The 22351-nt window shown below is 67.9% G+C and carries 23 protein-coding genes; 21 read left to right on the plus strand and 2 right to left on the minus strand.

What is annotated here, in order from left to right; translation table 11 throughout:
• Positions 1 to 23 precede the first annotated feature (23 nt).
• From R5O87_RS01115 to R5O87_RS01125, 3 genes are read left to right on the plus strand one after another with little or no spacing between them, the layout of a single operon-like run.
• A complete protein-coding gene (locus R5O87_RS01115; RefSeq protein WP_410557046.1) occupies positions 24 to 1298 on the plus strand; it encodes a cytochrome P450 in 1275 nt (424 codons plus the stop codon).
• Positions 1291 to 2628 (plus strand): NAD(P)/FAD-dependent oxidoreductase, encoded by a 1338-nt coding sequence (locus tag R5O87_RS01120; RefSeq protein WP_410557045.1) that lies wholly within the window; start codon positions 1291 to 1293, stop codon positions 2626 to 2628. The genes R5O87_RS01115 and R5O87_RS01120 overlap by 8 nt, the downstream gene beginning before the upstream one ends.
• A gap of 10 nt (positions 2629 to 2638) precedes the next feature.
• Positions 2639 to 2962 (plus strand): 2Fe-2S iron-sulfur cluster-binding protein, encoded by a 324-nt coding sequence (locus R5O87_RS01125; protein WP_410557043.1) that lies wholly within the window; start codon positions 2639 to 2641, stop codon positions 2960 to 2962.
• An 8-nt stretch (positions 2963 to 2970) separates the two neighbouring features.
• On the opposite strand, the gene R5O87_RS01130 is transcribed toward R5O87_RS01125, so the two are convergent.
• Positions 2971 to 3660 carry an acVLRF1 family peptidyl-tRNA hydrolase gene (locus R5O87_RS01130; RefSeq protein WP_410557042.1) on the minus strand — a complete coding sequence of 230 codons (690 nt, stop codon included), beginning with the start codon at positions 3658 to 3660 and terminating at the stop codon, positions 2971 to 2973.
• Positions 3661 to 3722: 62 nt separating this feature from the next.
• Between R5O87_RS01130 and R5O87_RS01135 the strand changes: the two genes are divergently transcribed.
• The 14 genes from R5O87_RS01135 to nusB all read left to right on the plus strand — a co-directional run bounded on the left by R5O87_RS01135 (position 3723) and on the right by nusB (position 17441).
• A complete protein-coding gene (locus R5O87_RS01135) occupies positions 3723 to 5210 on the plus strand; it encodes a replication-associated recombination protein A (protein WP_410557040.1) in 1488 nt (495 codons plus the stop codon).
• A 171-nt stretch (positions 5211 to 5381) separates the two neighbouring features.
• Positions 5382 to 6008, plus strand: a complete 627-nt coding sequence (gene rpsD, locus R5O87_RS01140; RefSeq protein ID WP_410557039.1) for a 30S ribosomal protein S4 — start codon at positions 5382 to 5384, stop codon at positions 6006 to 6008.
• 166 nt (positions 6009 to 6174) lie between these two features.
• Positions 6175 to 6549 carry a DUF948 domain-containing protein gene (locus R5O87_RS01145; protein WP_003800727.1) on the plus strand — a complete coding sequence of 125 codons (375 nt, stop codon included), beginning with the start codon at positions 6175 to 6177 and terminating at the stop codon, positions 6547 to 6549.
• A gap of 18 nt (positions 6550 to 6567) precedes the next feature.
• On the plus strand, positions 6568 to 6798 hold the full coding sequence (locus tag R5O87_RS01150; RefSeq protein ID WP_387101157.1) for a DUF6167 family protein: 231 nt from the start codon (positions 6568 to 6570) through the stop codon (positions 6796 to 6798).
• A 107-nt stretch (positions 6799 to 6905) separates the two neighbouring features.
• Complete coding sequence (gene alaS / locus R5O87_RS01155; RefSeq protein WP_410557038.1) at positions 6906 to 9584, plus strand: alanine--tRNA ligase; 2679 nt, start codon at positions 6906 to 6908, stop codon at positions 9582 to 9584.
• A 6-nt stretch (positions 9585 to 9590) separates the two neighbouring features.
• On the plus strand, positions 9591 to 10190 hold the full coding sequence (gene ruvX / locus R5O87_RS01160) for a Holliday junction resolvase RuvX (RefSeq protein ID WP_410557037.1): 600 nt from the start codon (positions 9591 to 9593) through the stop codon (positions 10188 to 10190).
• Positions 10187 to 11974, plus strand: a complete 1788-nt coding sequence (gene mltG, locus R5O87_RS01165) for an endolytic transglycosylase MltG (protein ID WP_410557036.1) — start codon at positions 10187 to 10189, stop codon at positions 11972 to 11974. Before ruvX ends, mltG begins: the two co-directional genes overlap by 4 nt.
• Positions 11971 to 12831 (plus strand): shikimate dehydrogenase, encoded by an 861-nt coding sequence (locus R5O87_RS01170; protein WP_410557035.1) that lies wholly within the window; start codon positions 11971 to 11973, stop codon positions 12829 to 12831. Before mltG ends, R5O87_RS01170 begins: the two co-directional genes overlap by 4 nt.
• A gap of 26 nt (positions 12832 to 12857) precedes the next feature.
• A complete protein-coding gene (gene aroC / locus R5O87_RS01175; protein WP_377952098.1) occupies positions 12858 to 14057 on the plus strand; it encodes a chorismate synthase in 1200 nt (399 codons plus the stop codon).
• On the plus strand, positions 14057 to 14698 hold the full coding sequence (locus R5O87_RS01180; protein WP_410557034.1) for a shikimate kinase: 642 nt from the start codon (positions 14057 to 14059) through the stop codon (positions 14696 to 14698). The genes aroC and R5O87_RS01180 overlap by 1 nt, the downstream gene beginning before the upstream one ends.
• Positions 14695 to 15783, plus strand: a complete 1089-nt coding sequence (aroB, locus tag R5O87_RS01185) for a 3-dehydroquinate synthase (protein ID WP_410557033.1) — start codon at positions 14695 to 14697, stop codon at positions 15781 to 15783. Before R5O87_RS01180 ends, aroB begins: the two co-directional genes overlap by 4 nt.
• Complete coding sequence (locus R5O87_RS01190; RefSeq protein WP_410557032.1) at positions 15783 to 16301, plus strand: tetratricopeptide repeat protein; 519 nt, start codon at positions 15783 to 15785, stop codon at positions 16299 to 16301. Before aroB ends, R5O87_RS01190 begins: the two co-directional genes overlap by 1 nt.
• A gap of 166 nt (positions 16302 to 16467) precedes the next feature.
• On the plus strand, positions 16468 to 17031 hold the full coding sequence (gene efp / locus R5O87_RS01195) for an elongation factor P (protein ID WP_003800749.1): 564 nt from the start codon (positions 16468 to 16470) through the stop codon (positions 17029 to 17031).
• Positions 17031 to 17441 carry a transcription antitermination factor NusB gene (nusB, locus tag R5O87_RS01200; protein WP_003800750.1) on the plus strand — a complete coding sequence of 137 codons (411 nt, stop codon included), beginning with the start codon at positions 17031 to 17033 and terminating at the stop codon, positions 17439 to 17441. Before efp ends, nusB begins: the two co-directional genes overlap by 1 nt.
• Positions 17442 to 17516: 75 nt before the next feature.
• Here nusB and R5O87_RS01205 read toward each other — a convergent pair whose 3' ends face one another.
• Positions 17517 to 18761 carry a PrsW family intramembrane metalloprotease gene (locus tag R5O87_RS01205; RefSeq protein ID WP_410557031.1) on the minus strand — a complete coding sequence of 415 codons (1245 nt, stop codon included), beginning with the start codon at positions 18759 to 18761 and terminating at the stop codon, positions 17517 to 17519.
• A 135-nt stretch (positions 18762 to 18896) separates the two neighbouring features.
• Here R5O87_RS01205 and pyrR point away from each other — a divergent pair, with 135 nt between their 5' ends.
• The 4 genes from pyrR to R5O87_RS01225 are packed head-to-tail and all read left to right on the plus strand — an operon-like array spanning position 18897 to position 22340.
• Positions 18897 to 19481 carry a bifunctional pyr operon transcriptional regulator/uracil phosphoribosyltransferase PyrR gene (gene pyrR / locus R5O87_RS01210; RefSeq protein WP_410557030.1) on the plus strand — a complete coding sequence of 195 codons (585 nt, stop codon included), beginning with the start codon at positions 18897 to 18899 and terminating at the stop codon, positions 19479 to 19481.
• The gene (locus R5O87_RS01215; RefSeq protein WP_410557029.1) at positions 19478 to 20473 is read left to right on the plus strand and encodes an aspartate carbamoyltransferase catalytic subunit; all 996 of its coding nucleotides are present in this window, start codon (positions 19478 to 19480) and stop codon (positions 20471 to 20473) included. The genes pyrR and R5O87_RS01215 overlap by 4 nt, the downstream gene beginning before the upstream one ends.
• Positions 20473 to 21822 carry a dihydroorotase gene (locus R5O87_RS01220; RefSeq protein ID WP_410557028.1) on the plus strand — a complete coding sequence of 450 codons (1350 nt, stop codon included), beginning with the start codon at positions 20473 to 20475 and terminating at the stop codon, positions 21820 to 21822. The genes R5O87_RS01215 and R5O87_RS01220 overlap by 1 nt, the downstream gene beginning before the upstream one ends.
• A complete protein-coding gene (locus tag R5O87_RS01225; protein WP_410557027.1) occupies positions 21822 to 22340 on the plus strand; it encodes a PH-like domain-containing protein in 519 nt (172 codons plus the stop codon). The genes R5O87_RS01220 and R5O87_RS01225 overlap by 1 nt, the downstream gene beginning before the upstream one ends.
• The last annotated feature ends 11 nt before the right edge of the window (positions 22341 to 22351 follow it).

Consider the following 22351-nt stretch of genomic DNA (forward strand, 5'->3'; position numbering starts at 1 on the left):
GAAGGACGATGATGTCTTGCCCAGTGACAGCAGCACCCCCGGTCTCCACGCTGTCCCCGACCACGGTGCCCCAGACGGCACTGCCGCCGTATTCGCACGAACTTGACTGGCCGGAGGGCCTGGCGCCCTTCAAAGTGGTGGACGACGGGACGCAGGGTGATCCCTACCGCCACTACCAGTGGATGCGCGAGAACGCCCCGGTGCTCCGTGCCCATTCACCGGTATCGGATGTCTGGTTCATCTCGAGGTACGACGACGTCCGCCGGGCCATGCGGGCACCGAAAGTCTTCTCTTCGCAGGTCGTTGACCCGGTCCCGCTGACGTTCCTGACGCTGTTCGACGCCCCAAACCACACGAGGCTGCGCCAGGTGGTGGCGCAGGCCTTCATCCCCAAGGCCATCGCCCGCTTCGAGGACCGGGTGCGGGAGAATGCCGAAAAGTACCTGGCTCCGATGCTCGCCGCAGGCGGCGGGGATGCCGTGGACGACTACGCCATCCCGCTGAGCATGTCCACCATCAGTGCACTGCTGGACGTTCCGGCCGAGGACTTCGAGAAGATGAAGTTCTGGTCCGACGAGACCTTCAGCTACTTCGGCCGGCTGGCCCGCAACGCCCAGGGCACAGGCACCGACGAGCAAAGCACCTTCGAGTTCTTCGCCTATCTCAAAGACACCATGGAGCGCCTGTACCGCGAGGACAGCGACTCCGTCGGCGGACACATCGCCCGGATGTGGAAGGACGGCCTGCTCAGCGAGAAGGAAGCCAAGGAACTGTGCGCCTTCGTGTTCGTGGCAGGCCACGACACCACCACCATCCTGCTGGCCAACGCCTTCCGGATGTTCAGTGAAGAGCCGGACCTGCTGGACCGCATCCGCCGGAATCCGGACGACGCCAACCTCTTCGTCGAGGAGTTGGCCCGCTACCGAGGCACCGTCCAGCGGGCCAGCCGGATCACCACCGAGGAAGTGGAGGTTGCCGGCGTGACGATTCCGGCCGGTGCCATTGTCCGGCTGCTGCCCGCCGCGGCGAACCGGGACAGCAGCAAGTATCCCGACGGCGAACGCTTCGACATCGACCGCAACACCGACGGCCACCTCGGCTTCGGGCACGGCGTCCACAGCTGCCTCGGTGCGCCCCTCGCCAGGCTTGAGGTCCTGGTCACAGTGAAGCTGCTCGCGGAAAAGCTGGCATCGCTGGCGCTGGATCCGGACAAGCCGATCGAATACGTGCGCGGGAACAACCTGACCAACTCGGGCCCGGAGCACCTCCACGTGATGCTGGAGGAAACCAATGCGTAGCGGGGCAGACAAAGAAGGCTGCGCAGCCACGGCAGCCCGTGTGGCGGCAGCCCCGGTGCTGGCTCAAAACCCGGTGGTCATCGTCGGCTCGGGCCACTCCGGTGTCGCTGTCGCCGCGGGGCTCCGCACCCGTGGCTGGGATGGCGGCATTCTGCTGATCGACTCCGAAAACGGACTGCCCTACGAACGGCCGCCGCTCTCCAAGGAACTCCTGAAGGACGGCGCCCCGGACGACCCGGCCGTGCTCCGTAAGGAGAAGTTCTATGCGGACAAGGGCATCAGCCGGCTCGCTGGAGCCAGCGCGGAGTCCATCGACAGGGACGGCCGGACCGTGCTCCTGTCCGACGGGACGCGGCAGGCCTACCACCGGCTGGTCATCGCCACGGGTTCACGGGCACGGCCGCTCACGGTCCCGGGCGCCGGACTTCCGGGAGTGCGGTCCCTGCGGACCCGGGACGACGCCCTCGAACTCAAGCGGCTGCTGGTCCCGGGGACCCGCGTGGCCATCATCGGCGCCGGATACATCGGGCTTGAAGTAGCGGCTGCGGCGGCTGCGAAGGCCTGTGAGGTCACGGTGCTCGAATTCCAGGACCGGGTCATGAGCCGGGTAACGTCAGCCCCCGTCTCGCGCCACTTCGAGCAGCTCCACGGGCAGCACGGGGTCCGGTTCGTGTTCGGCGCCGCAGTCACCTCGATCGACGGCGGGGAACGCGCCGAGCGCGTGACCGTCGCCGACGGCACCGCCTTTCCTGCCGACGTCGTCCTCGCCGGGATCGGCGTCCTGCCCAACCAGGAGCTGGCCGCGGACGCCGGCCTCGGGTGCCGGGACGGCATCCTGGTGGACGGCGACGGCCGGACTTCCGATCCGGCCATCTACGCCAGCGGGGACGTCACGCGGTTCACCAGTCCCTTCGACGGCACCAGCCAGCGGCTCGAGTGCATCCAGAACGCGCTGGCGCAGGCAGACCGGGTGGCCGCCCACATCACCGGCCAGGCGGCAGCTGAACCGGAAATCCCGTGGTTCTGGACCGTCCAGCACGGAGTCCGGCTGCAGACCGCCGGCGTCCGCCATCCCGATGACGAGGTGATCGTCCGGGGCGAACCCGCCGGCGGCAGGTTCTCGGTGGTCTACCTGCGCGACGGCCGCCTCGCCGCCGTCGACACCATCGCCAACCTGGCCGAGTTCCGCACGGCCAAGCGGCTGATCGCCCAGGGAGTCCGGATCGACCCGGTCCTGGCCGCGGACCCCGGTATCCCCCTCGCCGAAGCCATCTCCGGCACACCCAGCCACGACCATGCAGCCGCTGACCTTGCGGCAGCCCGAGCTTGAGGAAACAGACATGAGCAACAACAAACTGACCGTCATCGACCGCGAAGGCGCCACCCATGACCTTGAATGGGAGCCGGACCAGAGCATGATGGAGGCCCTCCGGGACAACGACCTGCCCGTGCTGGCATCGTGCGGCGGCACCGCCTCCTGCGCCACGTGCCACGTGTTCCTGGAGCAGGACGTCTTCGACACCCTGGAGGACCGCAGCGAGGATGAGCTCGAGCTGCTCGTGGAGGCCGAGGGCTACCGGGAATGCGGCTCGCGGCTCTCCTGCCAGGTGGGCTTCAACCGCGACCTCAACGGGGTTACCGTGACGCTGGCGCCCGAGGAGTAGGCTCCCAGCTACCTCCCGGGCGGGTCCGTCACCGTCACCCGCACCGCGCAGGCGTCCGCCGCGGCTTTCTTCAGGACGGCGGCGCGGGGATCGGGAACGTCGAGGTAGGCCAGGCGCGGCAGCCCTGCCCAGGGCTTGAGGGCAGGGAGCGCCAGGACGTCGCCGGCCAGGGCGCGGTCGCCGCCCGGGAGGATGTACTCGAAGGACTGGCCGGCAAAGACCAGCCGCGCCTGCTCCGCCACCGCCTCCGCCATCGCGTCGGCCTGGTTGGCGCGGCGGCGGGCGAACCGCTGCTGCGACTGCCCGCCGGCCGCGGTGCGGGACTGTACATATTTGGAACCGGTCTTGGCGGCGAGGATGATACCCTCGCTGGCCACGGCCACGCCGTATCCGCCGCGGCGGACCAGGAGCAGGCCCACCGTGCGGGGCTGGGACGCCAGCGACGCCAGCCGCTCCACGAGGCCGGACCCGCGCCCCGGGCGTCCGTCGTCGGGCCACGGCGCCACCAGCAGGGCGGTGGCGCCGTCCGCGGCGGCCAGCCGCACGCCGTCGTCGTGGTCCGCACAGTCCAGGGCGCCGTGGCTGGCGGCGAACCGTTCCACCCAGCCGGCCAACCGTGCGCCGGGGACGAACGCTGTCCTGGTGGACGCCGCACGTCCCTGCGCTGCATGTCCCTGTTCCGGACCGCTGCCTTGCATTGCCGGTTTCCCCGCTTTCGTGGCCGAATCTTTCCTGTTGAATCTAGAAGTAGCCTATCTATGTGGATGATCTCTTTGGTTCGGCGGCACACGACAGCGACGACGGGAACGACGGCGACAACGACGACGCCGCTGATTCCGGCCAGTTTCGTTCAACACAGTCCCGTTCAGCACAGTCGCGTTCCACCCCGCCGCGCAGCCCGCTGGCGGTCCGGATGCGGCCGCGCACCCTGGACGAGGTGGTGGGGCAGCAGCACCTGCTGGGCCAGGGGTCCCCGCTGCGGCAGCTGGCGGCGGGTGCCGACGCCGCGGGTCCGGCCGGCCCCAGCTCGCTCATCCTCTGGGGTCCGCCGGGCACCGGCAAAACCACGCTGGCCCATGTAATCGCCCGCGGTCCCGGGCGCAAGTTCGTGGAGCTGTCCGCCATCACCTCCGGGGTCAAGGATGTCCGACGCGTCATGGACGACGCCCTGACCGCCCGCGACCTGTACAAGACCACCACCGTCCTGTTCCTCGACGAGATCCACCGCTTCAACAAGGCACAGCAGGACGCGCTGCTGCCCGGCGTCGAAAAGGGCTGGGTCGTCCTGGTGGCGGCGACCACGGAGAATCCGTCGTTCTCCGTTGTCTCACCGTTGCTGTCCCGCTCCCTGCTCCTGACGCTCAAGCCGCTCACCGACGCGGACATCGAGGGCCTGCTGGTGCGGGCGGTCGAGGACCCCCGCGGGCTGAACGGCAACGTCCGGCTCACCGACGAGGCCCTGGAACACCTCGTCCGGCTGTCCGGCGGCGACGCCCGCCGGGCGCTGACCGCGCTGGAAGCCGCCGCCGGCGTTGCATTCGGTGACGCGGACGACGTCGAAAGTGCTGTTGCGGGGGACGGTGACACTGATGAGGGCATGGCAGATCAGCCGGTCACCGTGGACCTGCGGCACACCGAGCGTGCCGTGGACGCCGCCGCCGTCCGCTACGACCGCGCCGGCGACCAGCACTACGACGTTGCCAGCGCGTTCATCAAGTCCATCCGCGGCTCCGACGTGGACGCGGCACTGCACTACCTCGCGCGGATGCTGGAGGCGGGGGAGGACCCGCGCTTCGTGGCCCGGCGCATTGTGATCTCGGCGGCGGAGGACGTGGGCATGGCCGACCCGACGGCACTGCAGACGGCCGTCGCCGCGGCCCAGGCCGTGCAGCTCATCGGCATGCCCGAGGGACGCATCATCCTGGCCGAAGCGGTGGTCCACCTGGCCACAGCGCCGAAGTCCAACGCGGCGTACATGGGCATCAACAGGGCCATCGCGGACGTGCGGGCCGGGCTGGGCAACGGGATCCCCGCGCACCTGCGCGATTCGCACTACCCCGGGTCCAAGCAGCTGGGCCACGGCGTGGGCTACAAGTACGCCCACGACGCCCCGCACTCGGTGGCCGCCCAGCAGTACCCGCCGGACGACCTGGTGGGCCGCGACTACTACGAGCCCACCGCCAACGGCGCGGAGCGGGACATCGCCGTCCGGCTCGAACGGCTGCGGAAGATCGTCCGGGGCAAGTGACCGCCGTGGTAGGATGGATGTTTGTCTGGCAAGGCACGGACGCACAATCCACCGAATTCCACTTCGACGGAGCTGTGCCCTGCGCCCAGTAGCAAAAGGCAGCGGTTGGCCGATGCTCTCCATGATGGAGGCCAGTAACACTGACACACCGCAGATATTGGAAGGACACAAGTGGCTAACAACACTCGTGCTCGCCGTCAGGCCCGCCTCTCGCGGTCCCTCGGCATCGCTCTGACCCCCAAGGCCGCCAAGTACATGGAGCGCCGCCCGTACGGCCCCGGTGAGCATGGCCGTGCCCGCAAGAAGCAGGACTCCGACTACGCCGTACGTCTGCGCGAAAAGCAGCGTCTGCGCGCCCAGTACGGTATCCGCGAAGCCCAGATGACCCGTGCCTTCGAAGAAGCACGCCGCACCAAGGGCCTGACCGGTGAAAACCTCATCGAACTGCTCGAAATGCGCCTCGACGCCCTCGTGCTGCGTGCCGGCTTCGCCCGCACCATCGCACAGGCCCGCCAGCTGGTTGTGCACCGCCACATCCTGGTTGACGGCATCCGCGTTGACCGCCCGTCCTTCCGCGTCGGCGAGGGCCAGCTGGTCCACGTTCACAGCCGCAGCGAATCCAGGCCGCCGTTCCAGGTTGCAGCAGCCGGCGCCCACCGCGACGTCCTGCCCGCCGTTCCGGCCTACCTGGACGTCAAGCTGGACGCCCTCCAGGCCCGCCTGGTTCGCCGCCCGAAGCGCGCCGAGGTCCCCGTGACCTGCGAAGAGCAGCTCGTCGTCGAATTCTACGCACGCTAAATTCCGGCAGCGTATACAAAGAAGCCCGTGGCAAGCGCCGCGGGCTTCTTTGTATGTAAGGTACCGGGCTTTGTATGTAAGGTACTGGGGGGACATTTGCGGCTGCAGCACGTTGCCTGCCGCATGCCCGGTACAGTTCCACGGAGATTCAAGGAGATGAACGTCTATGTCTGGTGGCGATATTGCCGGCCTGATCGCGGCCGGGGTATTTGCGCTCCTGGTCCTGTTGCTGGCTGTGCCCATCCTCAAGCTGGGGCGGGTGTTTGACGAGGTTCGGACCTCCATCCGCTCCATCAGCGACGGCGCCACCCCGCTCATGGACGAAGTCACCGCTACCGTCTCCACCACCAACCAGCAGCTGAAGAAAGTGGACGGCATCGCCTCCAACGTTTCGGATGCCTCGGCCAACATCTCCGCGCTGTCCTCGCTGGTGGCCGCGACCGTCGGGTCGCCGCTGATTAAGGTGGCCGCGTTCAGCTACGGCGTCCGTTCGGCGTTCGCCACCCGCAAGAAGCCCGCCACCGGCCGCCGCAGCCGCTAAGCCCACCGGAGAACTGAAATGAAACGACTTGTCTGGATGGGAATCGGCGTGGCCATTGGGGTCATCGCGTTCCGCAAGGTCACCGAGGCGCAGTCAGCGCTAGGCCCGGAAGGCCTGAACCGGGCCGTAGGGCGCCTCGCCGACGGCGTCTACGACTTCGCCGACGCCGTCCGCGCCGGCATGCGCGAACGGGAAACGGACCTGCGCGCCGCGCTGGGTGTCGAATCCCAGGACGTCGTCCGCCGCTAAAACGCGCGAGAATTAAAACCTGCAGTGCCCTCCAACACCGGGACTGCCTCTGAATCAAACTGTCACGCGCCAGCATGCGTGAACCAAGAAGGGTAAGTAATCAGCTCATGAAGTCGCAGGAGATCACAAAGCGCTGGGTGGATTTTTTCGTCAGCAAAGGCCACACCGCGGTTCCCTCCGCATCGCTGGTCTCCAGCGACCCCTCCCTGCTGTTCACGGTTGCCGGCATGGTGCCGTTCATCCCGTACCTGACCGCACGCGAGGAACCGCCCTACACCCGCGCCACCAGCGTCCAGAAGTGCATCCGCACCGGTGACATTGAGGAAGTGGGCAAGACCGCCCGCCACGGCACCTTCTTCCAGATGTGCGGCAACTTCTCCTTCGGGGACTACTTCAAGGAAGACGCCATCAAGTTCGCCTGGGAGCTGCTCACCACGGGCGTTGCCGACGGCGGCTACGGCCTTCCGCCTGAACTGCTCTGGGTGACCGTCTACGAAGAGGACGATGAAGCCGAGGAACTTTGGCTCAAGAACACCGGAGTGCCCGCCGAGCGCATCCAGCGCATGGGCAAGTCGGACAACTACTGGTCCACCGGCCAGCCCGGCCCGGCCGGCCCCTGCTCGGAGATCTACTACGACCGCGGCCCTGCCTACGGCGCCGAGGGCGGCCCCATCGCCGACGAGAACCGTTACGTGGAGATCTGGAACCTCGTGTTCATGCAGTACCAGATCGACAACGTCCGCTCGAAGGTCGAGTTCGACATCATGGGCGAACTGCCCAAGAAGAACATCGACACCGGCCTGGGCATGGAACGTCTTGCCATGATCCTGCAGGGCGTCGAGAACATGTACGAGACCGACCAGGTCCGCCCGGTCATCGACATGGCATCCAAGCTCTCGGGCAAGGAATACACCTCCGCCGAGACCGAGGACGATCCGCACCACACCGATGACGTCCGCATGCGCGTCGTCGCCGACCACATCCGCTCGGCCCTGATGCTCATCGCCGACGGCGTCACCCCCTCCAACGAAGGCCGCGGCTACGTGCTGCGCCGCCTCATCCGCCGCGCTGTCCGCTCCATGCGCCTGCTGGGCGTGGAACAGGCCTGCCTGCCGGACCTGCTGCCCGCCTCACGCGACGCCATGAAGGGCGTGTACCCCATCGTGGACACCGACTTCGACCGGATCAGCCGGATCGCCTACGCCGAAGAAAAGGCGTTCCTGCGCACCATCGCGTCCGGCACGGCCCGCCTCGAGGACGCCGTCAACGAATCCAAGGCCGCCGGCCGCCCGCTCTCCGGCGCCGACGCGTTCACCCTGCACGACACCTACGGCTTCCCGATCGACCTGACGCTCGAAATGGCCGAGGAAGCCGGGCTGAAGGTGGACGAGCCCGAGTTCCGCAAGCTCATGCTCGAACAGCGCCAGCGCGCCCAGGCCGATGCCAAGGGCAAGAAGGGCGGCCACGCCGACCTCTCCGCCTTCCAGGAGCTGCTGGCAGAGGGCGAAACCGTCTTCACCGGCTACACCGACCTCGAGGGCGAATCCCGGGTCCGCGGCATCCTCAGCGGCGGCAGCAAGGTGGCCCAGGCCGCCACCGGCGACGAGATCGAACTGGTGCTCGCCGAGACCCCCTTCTACGCCGAGGCCGGCGGCCAGGCAGCCGACACCGGCCTGATCACCGGTGACGGCTTCGTCGTCGAGGTCCTGGACGTCCAGCGTCCGGTCAAGGGCCTGAGCGTCCACAAGGCCATCGTCCGCGAGGGCGAGATCGCCTCCGACGCGCTGGTCCGCGCCGCGGTGGACCGCGAACGGCGCCACGCTGCCGAGCAGGCGCACACCGGAACGCACATCGTCCACGCGGCGCTGCACCAGATCCTGGGCCCGCAGGCCACCCAGCGTGGTTCGTTCAACAAGGCCGGCTACCTGCGCTTCGACTTCGCCTGGGGTGAAGGGCTGAGCGCCGCCACCAGGTCCGAGATCGAGGAAGTCTCCAACCTTGCCATCCGGAACAACTTCCACGTGGAAACCAAGGTCATGGGCCTGGCGGAGGCCAAGGCCCTCGGCGCCATGGCGCTGTTCGGCGAGAACTACGGCAGCGAAGTCCGGGTTGTGGAGATCGACGGCGCGTGGTCCCGCGAGCTGTGCGGCGGCACCCACGTGTCCAACACCTCCCTCATCGGCAGCCTGTCCCTGCTCGGCGAGCAGTCCGTGGGGTCGGGAAACCGCCGCGTCGAGGCCTTCGTCGGCATGGACGCCTTCCGGCACCTGGCCGCCGAACGCGCCTTGGTGACCGAACTCACCGAAATGCTCAAGGTGCCTTCCGGCCAGCTGGCTGACCGGATCTCCGCGACCCTGACCAAGCTGAAGGCCACCGAAAAGGAACTCGAGCGGCTCCGGAAGGAACAACTCGCGGCCGCTGCCGCCCAGCTCGCCGGAACCGCCGTGGACGCCGCCGGCGTCCGGGTCATCGCGCACGACGCCGGCCAGGTCAGCGGCGCCGACGACATCCGCGGCCTCGCACTGGACCTGCGCAACCGGCTGGGCTCCGAAGCCTCGACCGTTGCCGTGGCCGGCGTCAGCAACGACCGCCCGGTCATCCTGGTGGCCACCAACGAAGCCGCCCGTGCAGCCGGAGTAAAGGCCGGCGCCCTGGTACGGCTCGCCGCCGGAATCCTCGGCGGCGGCGGTGGCGGAAAGGACGACGTGGCCCAGGGCGGCGGCACCGACGCCTCCAAGGTCGGCGCCGCACTGACCGCCGTCGTCGATGCTGTCACCAGGCGCTAGCCAACCGTGACTCCCTCCGCTGAGCCGCACGTCCACCCCCGGGGCATCAAACTGGGGGTGGACGTGGGGACCGTCCGCGTCGGCGTCGCGATTTGTGACCGGGACGAGATCCTCGCCACACCGCTGAAGACGCTGGACCGCAATGCCAAGAAGAATTCGGACGTCCGCGTCATTGCCGCCCTGGCGGCAGACCGGGGAGCCGTGCAGATCTTCGTGGGCCTGCCACGGACCATGAAGGGCGAGGAACACGCCTCAGCCCGCATGGCCACGGAGTACGCCCAGCTGCTGGCTGACGAACTGGACCGCACAGGTTTGGACGTCCCGGTGCACCTGGTTGACGAACGGCTCAGCACCGTCACGGCCCACCGCAACCTTCACGAAGCTGGCATGAGCAGCAAAAATCACCGTAAAGTGGTGGATCAGGTTGCGGCTGCAGGAATATTGCAGCACGCCATCGATATGCAAAAAGCCAGGGGAACGGATGTGGGGAGCCGTGTGCGCGCGCTTCCCCGTACGGGGCTGCCCGGACACGCCGCCGCAGATACTGCTGAACGGCCTGACCCGGAAAAGGAAACACGATCTTCAGAGGATGGACAGCTACAGTGAGCCCGGTCAATAGCGACGACTCCTCCGGCGACCCCTTCGTGGACGCCGGACGGCCCCTGACACGCAAGGAGATCCGCGCCCGCGAGAAGGCCATCACCGCCGAGTCCGGCGATGCCGTGCCCGAGCAGGCCTACGAGTCCGGTGAAGAGGTGCACGCCGGTGTCGGCGCCGCGCAGCGGCACGGATCATCGGCCGCGGCATCCGGTCCGGCGAACCCCCGGACAGCGCCAATAGCCACGACTCCCGCCGCCGTGCCCGCCGCGCTGGTTCCGGAAGCCCGGCCTGTTCCGGCCGCGGAGGTTCCCGCTGCCCAGCCGATTCCGGCCGCCGAGGTTCCTGACGCTCCGCCGGTTCCGCCAACCATCCACGACCCCGCTGACCACGCAGACGCTGCAGTGCACGGCCACGCCGCGCATGACGGCGCCGGCCATGAAGACGCTGTTCATGACGGCGCAGTTCATGAAGACGCTGCACACGCGGATGCTGCAACCGAGGTCCACGGCGTCCAGTCTGAGGACGCGCCGCATTTTGCCGAGTTCGCGGACGGCCAGCACGAGGACGCCCACCACGACGACGTCCACGCTGAGGACGGACACCATTACGACGTCCACCACGACGCCGTGGCCCACGAGACCTACGAGGACCACGGGCACTACGAGCAGCAGGCCGTGGGGCACCAGCTCCTGGCCGGCGCCGAAACCGCAGCCACCGTGACACGGCCCTCCAAGAAAGTCCGCCGGCGGCGCCGGCTCGTGGCGCTCCTGCTGACCCTCGCGCTCTTCGTCACCGCCACCGTCGTCGGCGCCCAGTTCCTGAAACCGCTGCTGGGGAACGACAAGCCCGCCGACTACCCCGGCCCCGGCTCCGGCCAGGTCAAGGTCTCGGTGGTTCCGGGCGAAGGCCCGGTGTCCGTCGCAGCCAAGCTCGAGGACGCCAAGGTGGTGGCCAACGCGGACACCTTCATGGCGGCCCTGTCCGCATCCGGCGGCACGCTGAATCCGGGGGAGTACGAGTTCAAGCAGGAAATGAAGAACTCCGACGCCGTCTCTGTACTTCTCAACGAGGGGCAGGCGAAGGTCATGTACTTCGCCCTTAACGCCGGTCTGCGCATCGACGAATCATTGCAGGCGATCTCCGAGGGCTCCGGGCTTTCCCTGGCCCAGCTGAAGTCGCTCAGCGACTCGCCGAAGCAGTTCGGGCTGAGCTCCAAGGCGAAGAACCTGGAAGGCTTCCTGGCCCCGGGGGAGTACCGCTTCCCGCTGGGATCCACCGCCAAGGACATCCTCACCAAGCTGGTGAAGTCCACCCAGGACGAACTGAAGGCGCAGGGCGTCACGGACGCCAACAAGCAGTACGACGTCGTCACCGTCGCCAGCATCGTGCAGGCGGAAGGCGGCCAGGCCGAGTACAAGGACGTCGCGGGCGCCATCTACAACCGCCTCAAGCCCACCAACACGGAGACAAACGGGCTGATCCAGTCCGACGCCACCGTCACCTACGGCCTGGGCAAGAAGACCTTCCACATCGACGAGGCCGAAAAGGCTGACAAGTCCAACCCGTACAACACCTACGCCATCAAGGGCCTGCCCGCCGGGCCCATCGGATCGCCGGGCAAGACGGCCATCGACGCGGCGGCCAAGCCGAACAACAACGATTACCTGTACTGGGTGACCATCAACCTCGACACCAAGGAAACGAAGTTCTCCAAGACGCTGGCCGAGCACAACGGCTACGTCGAGCAGTACAACGCCTGGTGTGAGGCCAACCCGGGCCGTTGCGTATGAGCCTGCGGGCAGCCGTCCTGGGGCACCCCATCGGCCATTCGAAGTCTCCGGCCCTCCACCTCGCCGCCTACGCGCGGCTCGGTGCGGAGATCGGCTACAGCGCCATCGATGTGACCGAGGAGTCGCTTCCGGCGTTCATGGACTCCCTCCGTGCCGAGCCCGGCTGGCGGGGGCTGTCCGTCACCATGCCGCTGAAGAAGGCAATGGTCAGCGAGGTGGACGAGGTCCGCGGCGTGGCCAGGGTCCTGGGCGTCATCAACACCGTGGTGTTCGAGGGTGCTGGCGAGTCCGTGCGGCGCGTCGGCTACAACACCGACGTAGCGGGGATCGTTAACGCCCTGCGCAACGCCGGCGCGGCCGATGGTCCCGCCGCCGTCATACTTGGCGGCGGCGGAACGGCGGCCGCGGCAGTGGCAGCCCTGCAGGAGCTTGGCGCCGTGTCCGTGGACCTGTACGTCCGTAACACTGCCCGGGCGGAAGAGGCCAGGGCCGCCGCCGGCGGGCTCGGCATGGACATCACCGTCCATTCCCTCGACGGTGCGGTCGAAGCGATGGCCGGCGCCGGCGTCGTAATCTCCACGCTGCCGCCGCGCGCGGCCGACGGAATGGCGGCGGAGCTGGAGGCGCTGGGACGGCCCACCGACGGCGTCCTGCTGGACGTTGCCTACGACCCCTGGCCCAGCAAAATCGCCGCCGCATGGCACGCCGGCGGCGGAACAGTGGTCCCCGGCCTGGAGATGCTGCTCTACCAGGCGGTGGAGCAGGTCCGCCATTTCACCGGCCTGGCCGAGGCCGCAAGTGCCGAAGTCATAGATGTGATGTGCGACGCAGTCGGGGCACCCCGGCGGGTGTCCTGACCGCCAGACATGGCAGGATGGTTTTTATGTTGCGTTGGTTGACCGCCGGTGAATCCCATGGCCCGGCACTGGTCGGAATTATTGAAGGCGTCCCCGCAGGTGTTGAACTCACCAGCGGGCAGATCGCCGATGCCCTTGCCCGCCGGCGGCTTGGCTACGGCCGCGGGGCACGGATGAAGTTTGAGCAGGACGTCGTAACGATCCTCGGCGGTGTCCGCCACGGCATCACCCAGGGCGGCCCCGTCGCCATCCAGGTGGGCAACACCGAATGGCCCAAGTGGGAACAGATCATGTCCGCCGATCCGGTGGACCCCGAGGAACTCGAAGGCCAGGCGCGCAACGCCCCGCTGACGCGGCCGCGCCCCGGACACGCCGACTTCACCGGCATGCAGAAGTACGGCTTCGACGAGGCCCGTCCCGTGCTGGAACGCGCCAGCGCCCGCGAAACCGCCACCCGTGTTGCCATGGGCACCGTCGCCGCCCAGTTCCTGAAGCACCTCGGTATCGAGCTGGTCAGCCACACCGTCTCCATCGCCAGCGTCACCGTCCCCGAAGGCCGGCCGCTGCCGTTGCCTGACAATGTGATCGCGCTCGACGCCGATCCGCTGCGCTGCTTCGACCGCGAAACATCCGACGCCATGGTTGCGGAGGTGGACGCCGCCCACAAGGAAGGCGAAACCCTCGGCGGCGTGGTGGAGGTGCTCGCCTACGGCCTGCCGCCGGGACTCGGCAGCTACGTCCACTGGGACCGCCGGCTGGACTCGCGCCTGGCCGCCGCCCTGATGGGCATCCAGGCCATCAAGGGCGTCGAGGTGGGGGACGGCTTCCTCACCGCCGCACGCCGCGGGTCCGCCGCCCACGACGAAATCGTCAAGGACTCCGACGGCAGGATCATCCGCACGTCCAACCGCGCCGGCGGCATCGAAGGCGGCATGAGCATCGGCGACGTCCTGCGCGTCCGTGCCGCCATGAAGCCGATCGCCACCGTGCCGCGCGCCCTGAAGACCATCGACATCAGCACCGGCGAGGCGGCCAAGGCCCACCACCAGCGCTCGGACGTCTGTGCCGTTCCGGCTGCCGGCGTGGTGGCCGAGGCCATGGTTGCGCTGGTCCTGGCCGAAGCCGTGACCGAAAAGTTCGGCGGCGACTCCGTGGCCGAGACCGCCCGCAACATCAAGGGCTACCTCGAGAGCATTCCGGCGTCGCTGGATACGATCGGACTCTAGTGCCCCGGAGCAATACACCCTGCGCCGCAGGGGACCGGCCCATTGTGCTCATTGGGCCCATGGCGGTCGGCAAATCCGCGATCGGGCAGCAGCTTGCGCAACAGCTGGACGCCCCGTTCGTGGACACCGACGCGGTCATCGTGGAGGGCCACGGATCCATCGCGGACATCTTCGCCAGCCGCGGCGAGCGGGCCTTCCGGGAGATCGAAGCCCGGACGGTGGCGCACATCATCGAGGCCGCTGCCGGCACCGCCACCGTGGTTTCGCTGGGCGGCGGCTCGGTCCTGGACTCCGGCACCCAGCAGCTGCTGGAGCGGTGCACGGTGGTCTACCTGGAATGCGACGCCGACACCGTCGCCGCCCGGATCGCCAAGAATTCCGGCCGGCCGCTGCTGGCCGGTGACGGCATCCGGCGCTGGAAGGCGCTGTTTGCCACCCGGAAGCCGGTCTACGAACGCCTCGCGGACATCGTGCTGGATGTCCGGCAGGGAACTGTGCCGCAACTGGGCCTGAAGCTGGAAGCTGCACTGTGCGAGTTCGCCGCCGGCAAGCCGCACGAAACCACCAACCGCGAGATCAACAAAACCGCGACGACGGCAGCCAACGGAAGTGCTGCCGCGAAACAGGAAGTTGAAAAGTGAGCGAATCAACCGTCATCAAGGTCACCGGCCAGCAGGCCGGGGACAACTACGACGTCGTAGTTGGCCGCGGCCTCCTCGGCACGCTGCCGGGACTGCTGGGGGAGCGCGTCCGCCGCGTCCTCGTCATCCACCCGCGGGCCCTCCGGCTCACCGGCGACACCGTCCGGGATGAACTGGCCGCTGCCGGCTTCACCGCCGTCACCGCCGAAATCCCCGACGCCGAGGAGGGCAAGCACATCCAGGTTGCCGCGTTCTGCTGGCAGGTGCTGGGCCAGAACGATTTCACCCGCTCCGATGCCGTGGTTTCCGTCGGCGGCGGCGCCGTCACCGACCTGGCCGGCTTCGTGGCCGCCACCTGGCTGCGCGGCGTCAAGGTCATCCACATGCCCACCAGCCTCCTCGGCATGGTGGATGCCGCCGTCGGCGGCAAGACCGGGATCAACACGGCCGAAGGCAAGAACCTGGTGGGTTCCTTCCACCCGCCCGCAGCGGTCCTCACCGACCTGGACACGCTGAAGACCCTGCCGCGGAACGAGATCATCTCGGGCATGGCCGAGGTCATCAAGTGCGGCTTCATCGCCGATCCCGCCATCCTGGACCTCGTGGAGAAGGATCCCGATGCCGTGACGGATCCGGGCTCCGACGTGCTGCGCGAACTCATCGAACGCGCCATCGCCGTTAAGGCCCGCGTGGTCTCGGAGGACCTCAAGGAATCCGGACTCCGGGAAATCCTGAACTACGGCCACACCCTGGGCCACGCCATCGAACTCGTGGAGCGCTACTCCTGGCGGCACGGCGCTGCCGTCTCGGTGGGCATGATGTTCGCGGCCGAGCTGTCCCGCAGCGTGGGCCGGCTCAGCGACGCCGACGCCGACCGGCACCGCACTATCCTCGAATCGCTCGGGCTGCCCGTCACCTACCGCCGTGACCGCTGGCAGGGGCTCCTGGACGGCATGCGCCGCGACAAGAAGTCCCGCGGCGACCTCCTGCGCTTCGTGGTCCTCGACGGGATCGCCAAGCCGGGAATCCTGGATGTGCCGGATACGTCCCTGCTCTTCGCCGCCTACCAGGAGATTGCCTCCTGATGCGCGAGGACCAGAGCGGAACCATCGAATGGCCTGACGGCGGATTCCCAGGGATCCGGATCAATCCGGTGACCCTGCTGTCCGAGATTGTCAACGAAGAGATCTGTGCTGCTGCACTGGAGGCGTCCACCGACCCTGCAGACCGGGTCCTGGTGCTGCTGGTGGAGGGACGCGGCTCTGACGCTGCCGAACTGTTGGCTGAAGCCCGTTACAAGGATCCCGAGTCGTTCACGCTGCGGGCCTATGAAGCGGACGTGCTGCGCGTCTCGCACCGTTATGACCGTGCCATTGAACTCTTCCGGCAGCTTCTCACCGAGGCACACGGCACGGCCAACGAGGCCCTCGCCAACCAGTACCTGGGCCGGGCGTACTTCTCGGCCGGAAACATTGGCGCCGCAGTGGAATCCTTCGCCCGGGCGCTGGACCTCCGGGTGGCGCAGTCCGCCGACGCTGCGCTGATCTACTCCTCGACGGTGGCGCTGCAGCGGGCGCGGGACGTCTTCGAACTGGCCTCCTGACCGGTCTTCCGGGCGCCCCGCAGGAGGGGCCGAAAAAGTGGGCCCGGCTTTTCCGCTAGAATAGTTTCTGGATTTTTGATAAACACACGCTGGCGCGCCGTTCGGCATGCCCGCTTGGCATAACAGCTGGCAGCCAGAACCAGTCAGACACAACCAGAGGAAACCAGTGGCAACCACAAACGACATCAAGAACGGGACCGTCCTGAAGCTCGAGGGCCAGCTCTGGAACGTTATCGAGTTCCAGCACGTCAAGCCGGGCAAGGGCGGCGCTTTCGTGCGCACCAAGATGCGCAACGTCATGTCCGGCAAGGTCGTCGACAAGACCTTCAACGCCGGCCTCAAGATCGAGACCGCCACCGTGGACCGCCGTGACTACCAGTACCTGTACCAGGACGGCGCCGACTTCGTCTTCATGGACACCTCGGACTACGACCAGATCACCGTGTCCGGCGCCACCGTGGGCGATGCCACCAACTTCATGCTCGAAAACCAGATGGTCAACATCGCCATCCACGAAGGCACCCCGCTGTACATCGAGTTGCCGCCGAGCGTTGTCCTCGAGATCACCTACACCGAGCCGGGCCTGCAGGGCGACCGCTCCTCCGCCGGCACCAAGCCCGCCACCCTGGAAACGGGCTACGAGATCCAGGTGCCCCTGTTCGTTGAGAACAACACCAAGGTCAAGGTCGACACCCGCGACGGCAGCTACCTGGGCCGGGTCAACGACTAGTGAGCGCCCGCGGTAAAGCCCGCAACAGGGCTCTCGAGGTCCTCTTCGAAGCCGAGCAGCGCTCTGTCTCGGCCTTCGACGTGCTGCGTGCGCGCCGCGAGAGGACCGACCAGATCGTCAATCCGTACACCCTCGAGATCGTCGAAGGCGTCGTGTCGATGCAGGCCACCATCGACGAGTTCCTGGAGACCTACTCACAGGGCTGGACCCTTGAGCGCATGCCGTCCGTGGACCGCATCATCCTGCGGATCGGCACGTGGGAACTGCTGTACAACGACGACGTTCCGGACGGTGTTGCCGTCAGCGAAGCCGTCGCTCTGGCCAAGACGCTCTCCACCGACGAGTCGCCGTCGTTCATCAACGGCCTCCTGGGGCGCCTTCAGCAGCTGAAGCCGTCCCTGCTCGCCTGAGCTGAGTTTTACGCAGGAAGCCCCTGCCGGTCTGCCGGCAGGGGCTTTCTGCGTTTTACTGCCGGACGGCTGCCTCTACTGCTGGACAGCTGCCCGGAGCGCGGTCAGGTGGCGCAGCTGCTGGGCCTCGTCCTGCTGGTGAAGCGGCACATCCCTGCCGCTGAGGATCCGCTGCCGGGTAAAAGCCAGCCGCGTTGCCGCCTTGACGAATTCCTTCATCTCCCCGTCCCGGTTGTAGGACCCTGCCCAGCGGACGGCCTGCCGACGGCCGCCCGGTGTGGACAGCAGCTCCACCTCGGCCGGAGCGAACCAGCCGGCTGCAGCGTACTCCTGGAGCCGTTGCCGGGTAAGCCGCGTTTCCGCCACCCGCAGCACCACGATGCAGGCCACGGCGAGCAGGAAGATCGGGATCTGCACGAGGACGTACTGGGCCAGGAAGTCCTGGCCCATGCTGTTCCACCTGTTGTGCAGGATCATGGCGGGAACCAGTCCCACGAAGAAGGCGAGGACCGAGACGCCCGAGTGCCAGCGCCGCGCTGCCAGGCCCATGATCAGGCCGGTGGTCCCGGTGAAGATGGCATGCGCGAACGGCGACATCACGCCGCGCAGGAAGAATATCTGGACAAGGTCGCTGCCGGGTGTGCCGGACTCGGCGATCGCCCGGCCGAAATAGAGGATGTTCTCGGTGAACGCGAAGCCGCCGGCGATGGTGAAGGCAAACACCACGCCGTCGACGGGCCCGTCAAAGTTGCGGCGGGCGAACAACACGAGCAGCAGCAGGCCCAAGGACTTCGCGAACTCCTCCACCACCGGTGCCTGGACCGTGGTCATGAAATCGCGGAAGGACGCCTCATCGGTGGCCGGGGCCGCCAGGGCGAAGACCGGCTGGATGAGCAGCGTCACGGCGATGGAGACGGCCGCGCCCCAGGTGAAGGCGAAAATCAGCAGGCGCTTCGGCTCCGGTTCCCACCTGTCAATGACGGCCACGGCGAACAGCACCGCCGCCAGCGGGATCAGGGAGGCAACAAAGCCGATGACGAAGCCCGTGACGCCGGTGCTGGCCAGGAGGAACGGCACCACCAGGAACAGGCTCACGAAAGCCAGTATCCAGCCGCCCACCACGAGCCCCAGCGTCCCCGCCCCGGGGCGGGCGGCCACAGTGGACGCGGCCTCCGGGATGACTTGGTCCACGGCGCCGCCGCTGTGCCCGGGCGCCGGCCGGTAGTTCTGCGGCTGGACGTGGCCCATCCAGCTGGGATTCGCGGGCTGTCCGGGGAAGTCAGGTCCGGGGAACTGCCTCTGCTGCGGGTTCATCGACATAGACACGAGCCTAGTGCGGTGTGACGGACGACGCCCTCTGCCGGGGCCGGAGGCGGACGCCCGTGTGGTAATTTTGGAAGGCAAATGTTCCTTTTTTAATTCCGTCCCGTGAGGCGGGGAAAGGGGAGACGAGCGATGACTCATGTCACGCAGGCACCGGTTCCGGCCAGGGTTGTGCTCAACCAGGCGGACATTGACCGTGCCCTCACTCGGATCGCCCATGAAATCCTCGAGGCCAACAAGGGCTCCCAGGATCTGGTGCTGCTCGGCATTCCGCGCCGCGGCTACCCTCTCGCAGTCCGGCTCGCCCAGAAAATCGCCGCCGCCGATCCCGCCGTGGACTCCGCCGCGATCGTCGGCCAGCTGGACGTCACCATGTTCCGGGACGATCTTTCCCACCAGCCCACGAGGCCCCCGCACCGCACCCAGCTGCCGCTGACGGGCATCGACAACAAAGTGGTCGTGCTGATCGACGACGTGCTGTACTCCGGCCGGACCATCCGGGCCGCCCTGGACGCCCTGGTGGACCTCGGCCGCCCGCGCATCGTGCGCCTGGCTGTCCTGATTGACCGGGGCCACCGCGAACTGCCCATCCGCGCCGACCATGTGGGCAAGAACCTGCCCACGTCCTCCGCCGAAAAGGTCCGCGTCCGGCTCGAGGAGACCGACGCCGTCGACGGACAGGCGGTCAACGAAGTGGTCATCGAGGGCGGCGCATGAAACACCTGCTCTCCACCGAAGACCTCAGCCTGGCCAACGCCGTCCGCATCCTCGACACCGCCGAAGAGATGTCGACCGTGGGGGAGCGCGAGGTCAAGAAGCTTCCCGCCCTGCGCGGACGGACCGTGGTGAACCTCTTCTTCGAGGATTCCACCCGGACCCGCATTTCCTTCGAAGCGGCAGCCAAGCGGCTCTCAGCGGACGTCATCAACTTCGCCGCCAAGGGATCCTCGGTCTCCAAGGGCGAATCACTCAAGGACACCGCCCAGACCCTGTCCGCCATGGGGGCAGACGCCGTCGTGATCCGCCACTGGGCCTCCGGTGCACCGCACCGGCTGGCAGCCACCGACTGGATCGACGCCGCCGTCATCAATGCCGGTGACGGCACCCACGAGCACCCCACCCAGGCACTGCTGGACGCGTTCACGATGCGCCGGCACTGGACGAAGCTCTCCGGACTGCCCTCCACGGGGGCGGACCTGCGCGGCATGCGCGTCGCCATCGCCGGCGACGTCCTGCACTCCCGTGTGGCGCGGTCCAACGTCTGGCTGCTGCGCACGCTCGGTGCCGACGTCACCCTGGTGGCGCCGCCCACGCTGCTGCCCATCGGCGTCGAACACTGGCCCTGCAGCATCAGCTACGACATGGACGAGACCCTGGAAAAGGGCGTGGACGCGGTGATGATGCTCCGCGTCCAGGGCGAGCGGATGAACGCGTCGTTCTTCCCGTCCACCCGGGAGTACTCCCGCCGCTGGGGCTTCGACGACAACAGGCTCCGCGCGCTGGACAGGCTGGGCCTGAAGGACACCATCATCATGCACCCCGGCCCCATGAACCGGGGCCTGGAAATTTCCGCGGCCGCCGCCGATTCGCCCCGCTCCACCGTGCTCGCACAGGTGAAGAACGGTGTCTCGATCCGCATGGCCGCCCTGTACCTGCTGCTCTCGGGGGACACCCGTGAACCAGCCGCCACCCTGAAGGAGAGCAACTGATGGCTGAAGAAACCACGTACCTGATCCAGGGCGCCTCGATCCTGGGCGGCGGCGCCGAGGACCTGCTCATCCGCGACGGCGTGATCATCGCCCGCGGAGAAGGCCTTGCCCCGGACGGCGCCACGGTCATCGACGCATCCGGCCTCGTCGCCCTGCCGGGCATGGTGGACGTCCACACGCACCTCCGCGAACCCGGCCGGGAAGACGCCGAAACGGTGGAAACCGGCACCCGCGCCGCGGCCCTGGGCGGTTTCACCGCCGTGCACGCCATGGCCAACAGCACCCCGGTGGCGGACACCGCCGGCGTCGTCGAGCAGGTCTACAGCCTGGGCAAAGCGGCCGGCTGGGTGGACGTCCGCCCGGTGGGCGCCGTCACCGTGGGCCTCGCCGGCGAGCAGCTCGCCGAGCTCGGCGCCATGGCAGACTCCCGCGCCCAGGTCCGCATGTTCTCCGACGACGGCATCTGCGTGCACGATCCCGTCCTGATGCGCCGAGCCCTTGAGTACGTCAAGGCGTTCGACGGCGTGGTGGCCCAGCACGCGCAGGAACCGCGCCTCACCGCCGGCGCCCAGATGAACGAAGGCGAAGTCTCCGCCGTCCTCGGCCTGACCGGCTGGCCGGCAGTGGCCGAGGAAAGCATCATCGCCCGCGACGTCCTGCTCGCCCAGCACGTGGGCTCCCGGCTGCACGTGTGCCACGTGTCCACCGCAGGCTCGGTCGAGATCATCCGCTGGGCCAAGAGCCGCGGCATCAACGTCACCGCCGAGGTGACCCCGCACCACCTGCTCCTCACCGATGACCTGGTCCGCAGCTACGACCCCGTCTACAAGGTCAACCCGCCGCTGCGCACCAACGACGACGTCCAGGCCCTGCGCGCCGCCCTCGCCGACGGCACCATCGACGTCGTGGGCACCGACCACGCCCCGCACCCGAGCGAGCACAAGGAGTGCGAGTGGGCGCAGGCGGCCATGGGCATGACCGGCCTGGAAACCGCCCTGTCCGTGGTCCAGCACTCCATGATCGAGACCGGCCTCATGACCTGGGCCGACTTCGCCCGGGTCACCTCCACCGCGCCGGCCGGCATCGGGCGGCTCACGGACCAGGGCCGGCCGCTGGAAAAGGGCGAACCCGCCAACATCGTCCTGGTGGATCCGGCCGCGCGCTGGACCGTGGATCCTTCCGCCATGGCGACGATGGGACGCAACTCGCCGTTCAAGGGCATGGAGCTCCCGGGCAAGGTGGTGGCGACCTTCTTCAAAGGCCACCCGACGGTCCTGGACGGCAAGCTCAACACGCCCTACCGCTACCCGTCGGAAGCGCCGGTTGCCGGCACAGCAGGTGCCAACTGATGGAAAAAGTCCTCCCCGGACTTGCGATGCTGGCGGTCGTCGCCGTCGTTTTTGTCCTGATCTGGATCGGCTGGCGCGGCCGGCTGCGGCGGCAGTCCGGCATCGAGCAGCTGCCGGCGGTTCCGGAGGTGCTGGGCGAGCCGCTGATTTCGGCGGACGGTCAGTACGTGGCCTCCACCACCGCTGGCGACTGGCTGGACCGGATCGCCGTGCACGGCCTCGGCATCCGCACCAACGCGGAGCTCTCCATCCATCCGGAAGGCGTGCTCCTGGACCGCTCCGGCGCGCGGCCGCTGTTCATCCCGGCGGCCTCGCTGGCCGGCGTCCGGCAGGACAGCGGCATGGCCGGTAAATTCGTGGAAAAGGACGGGCTGCTGATCCTCAGCTGGACGCTCGGAACCCACGCCCTGGACACCGGCTTCCGCACCCGCCGCGCCGCGGACAAGCCGGCAGTCCTCCAACAACTTCAGGAAATGATCTCCCCAGGCCCCCAGGCAGGTGCCCATAGTGGAAAGTAATAAAGTGACGG

Source organism: Arthrobacter globiformis (assembly GCF_046536215.2).
GTDB lineage: Bacteria > Actinomycetota > Actinomycetes > Actinomycetales > Micrococcaceae > Arthrobacter > Arthrobacter globiformis_E.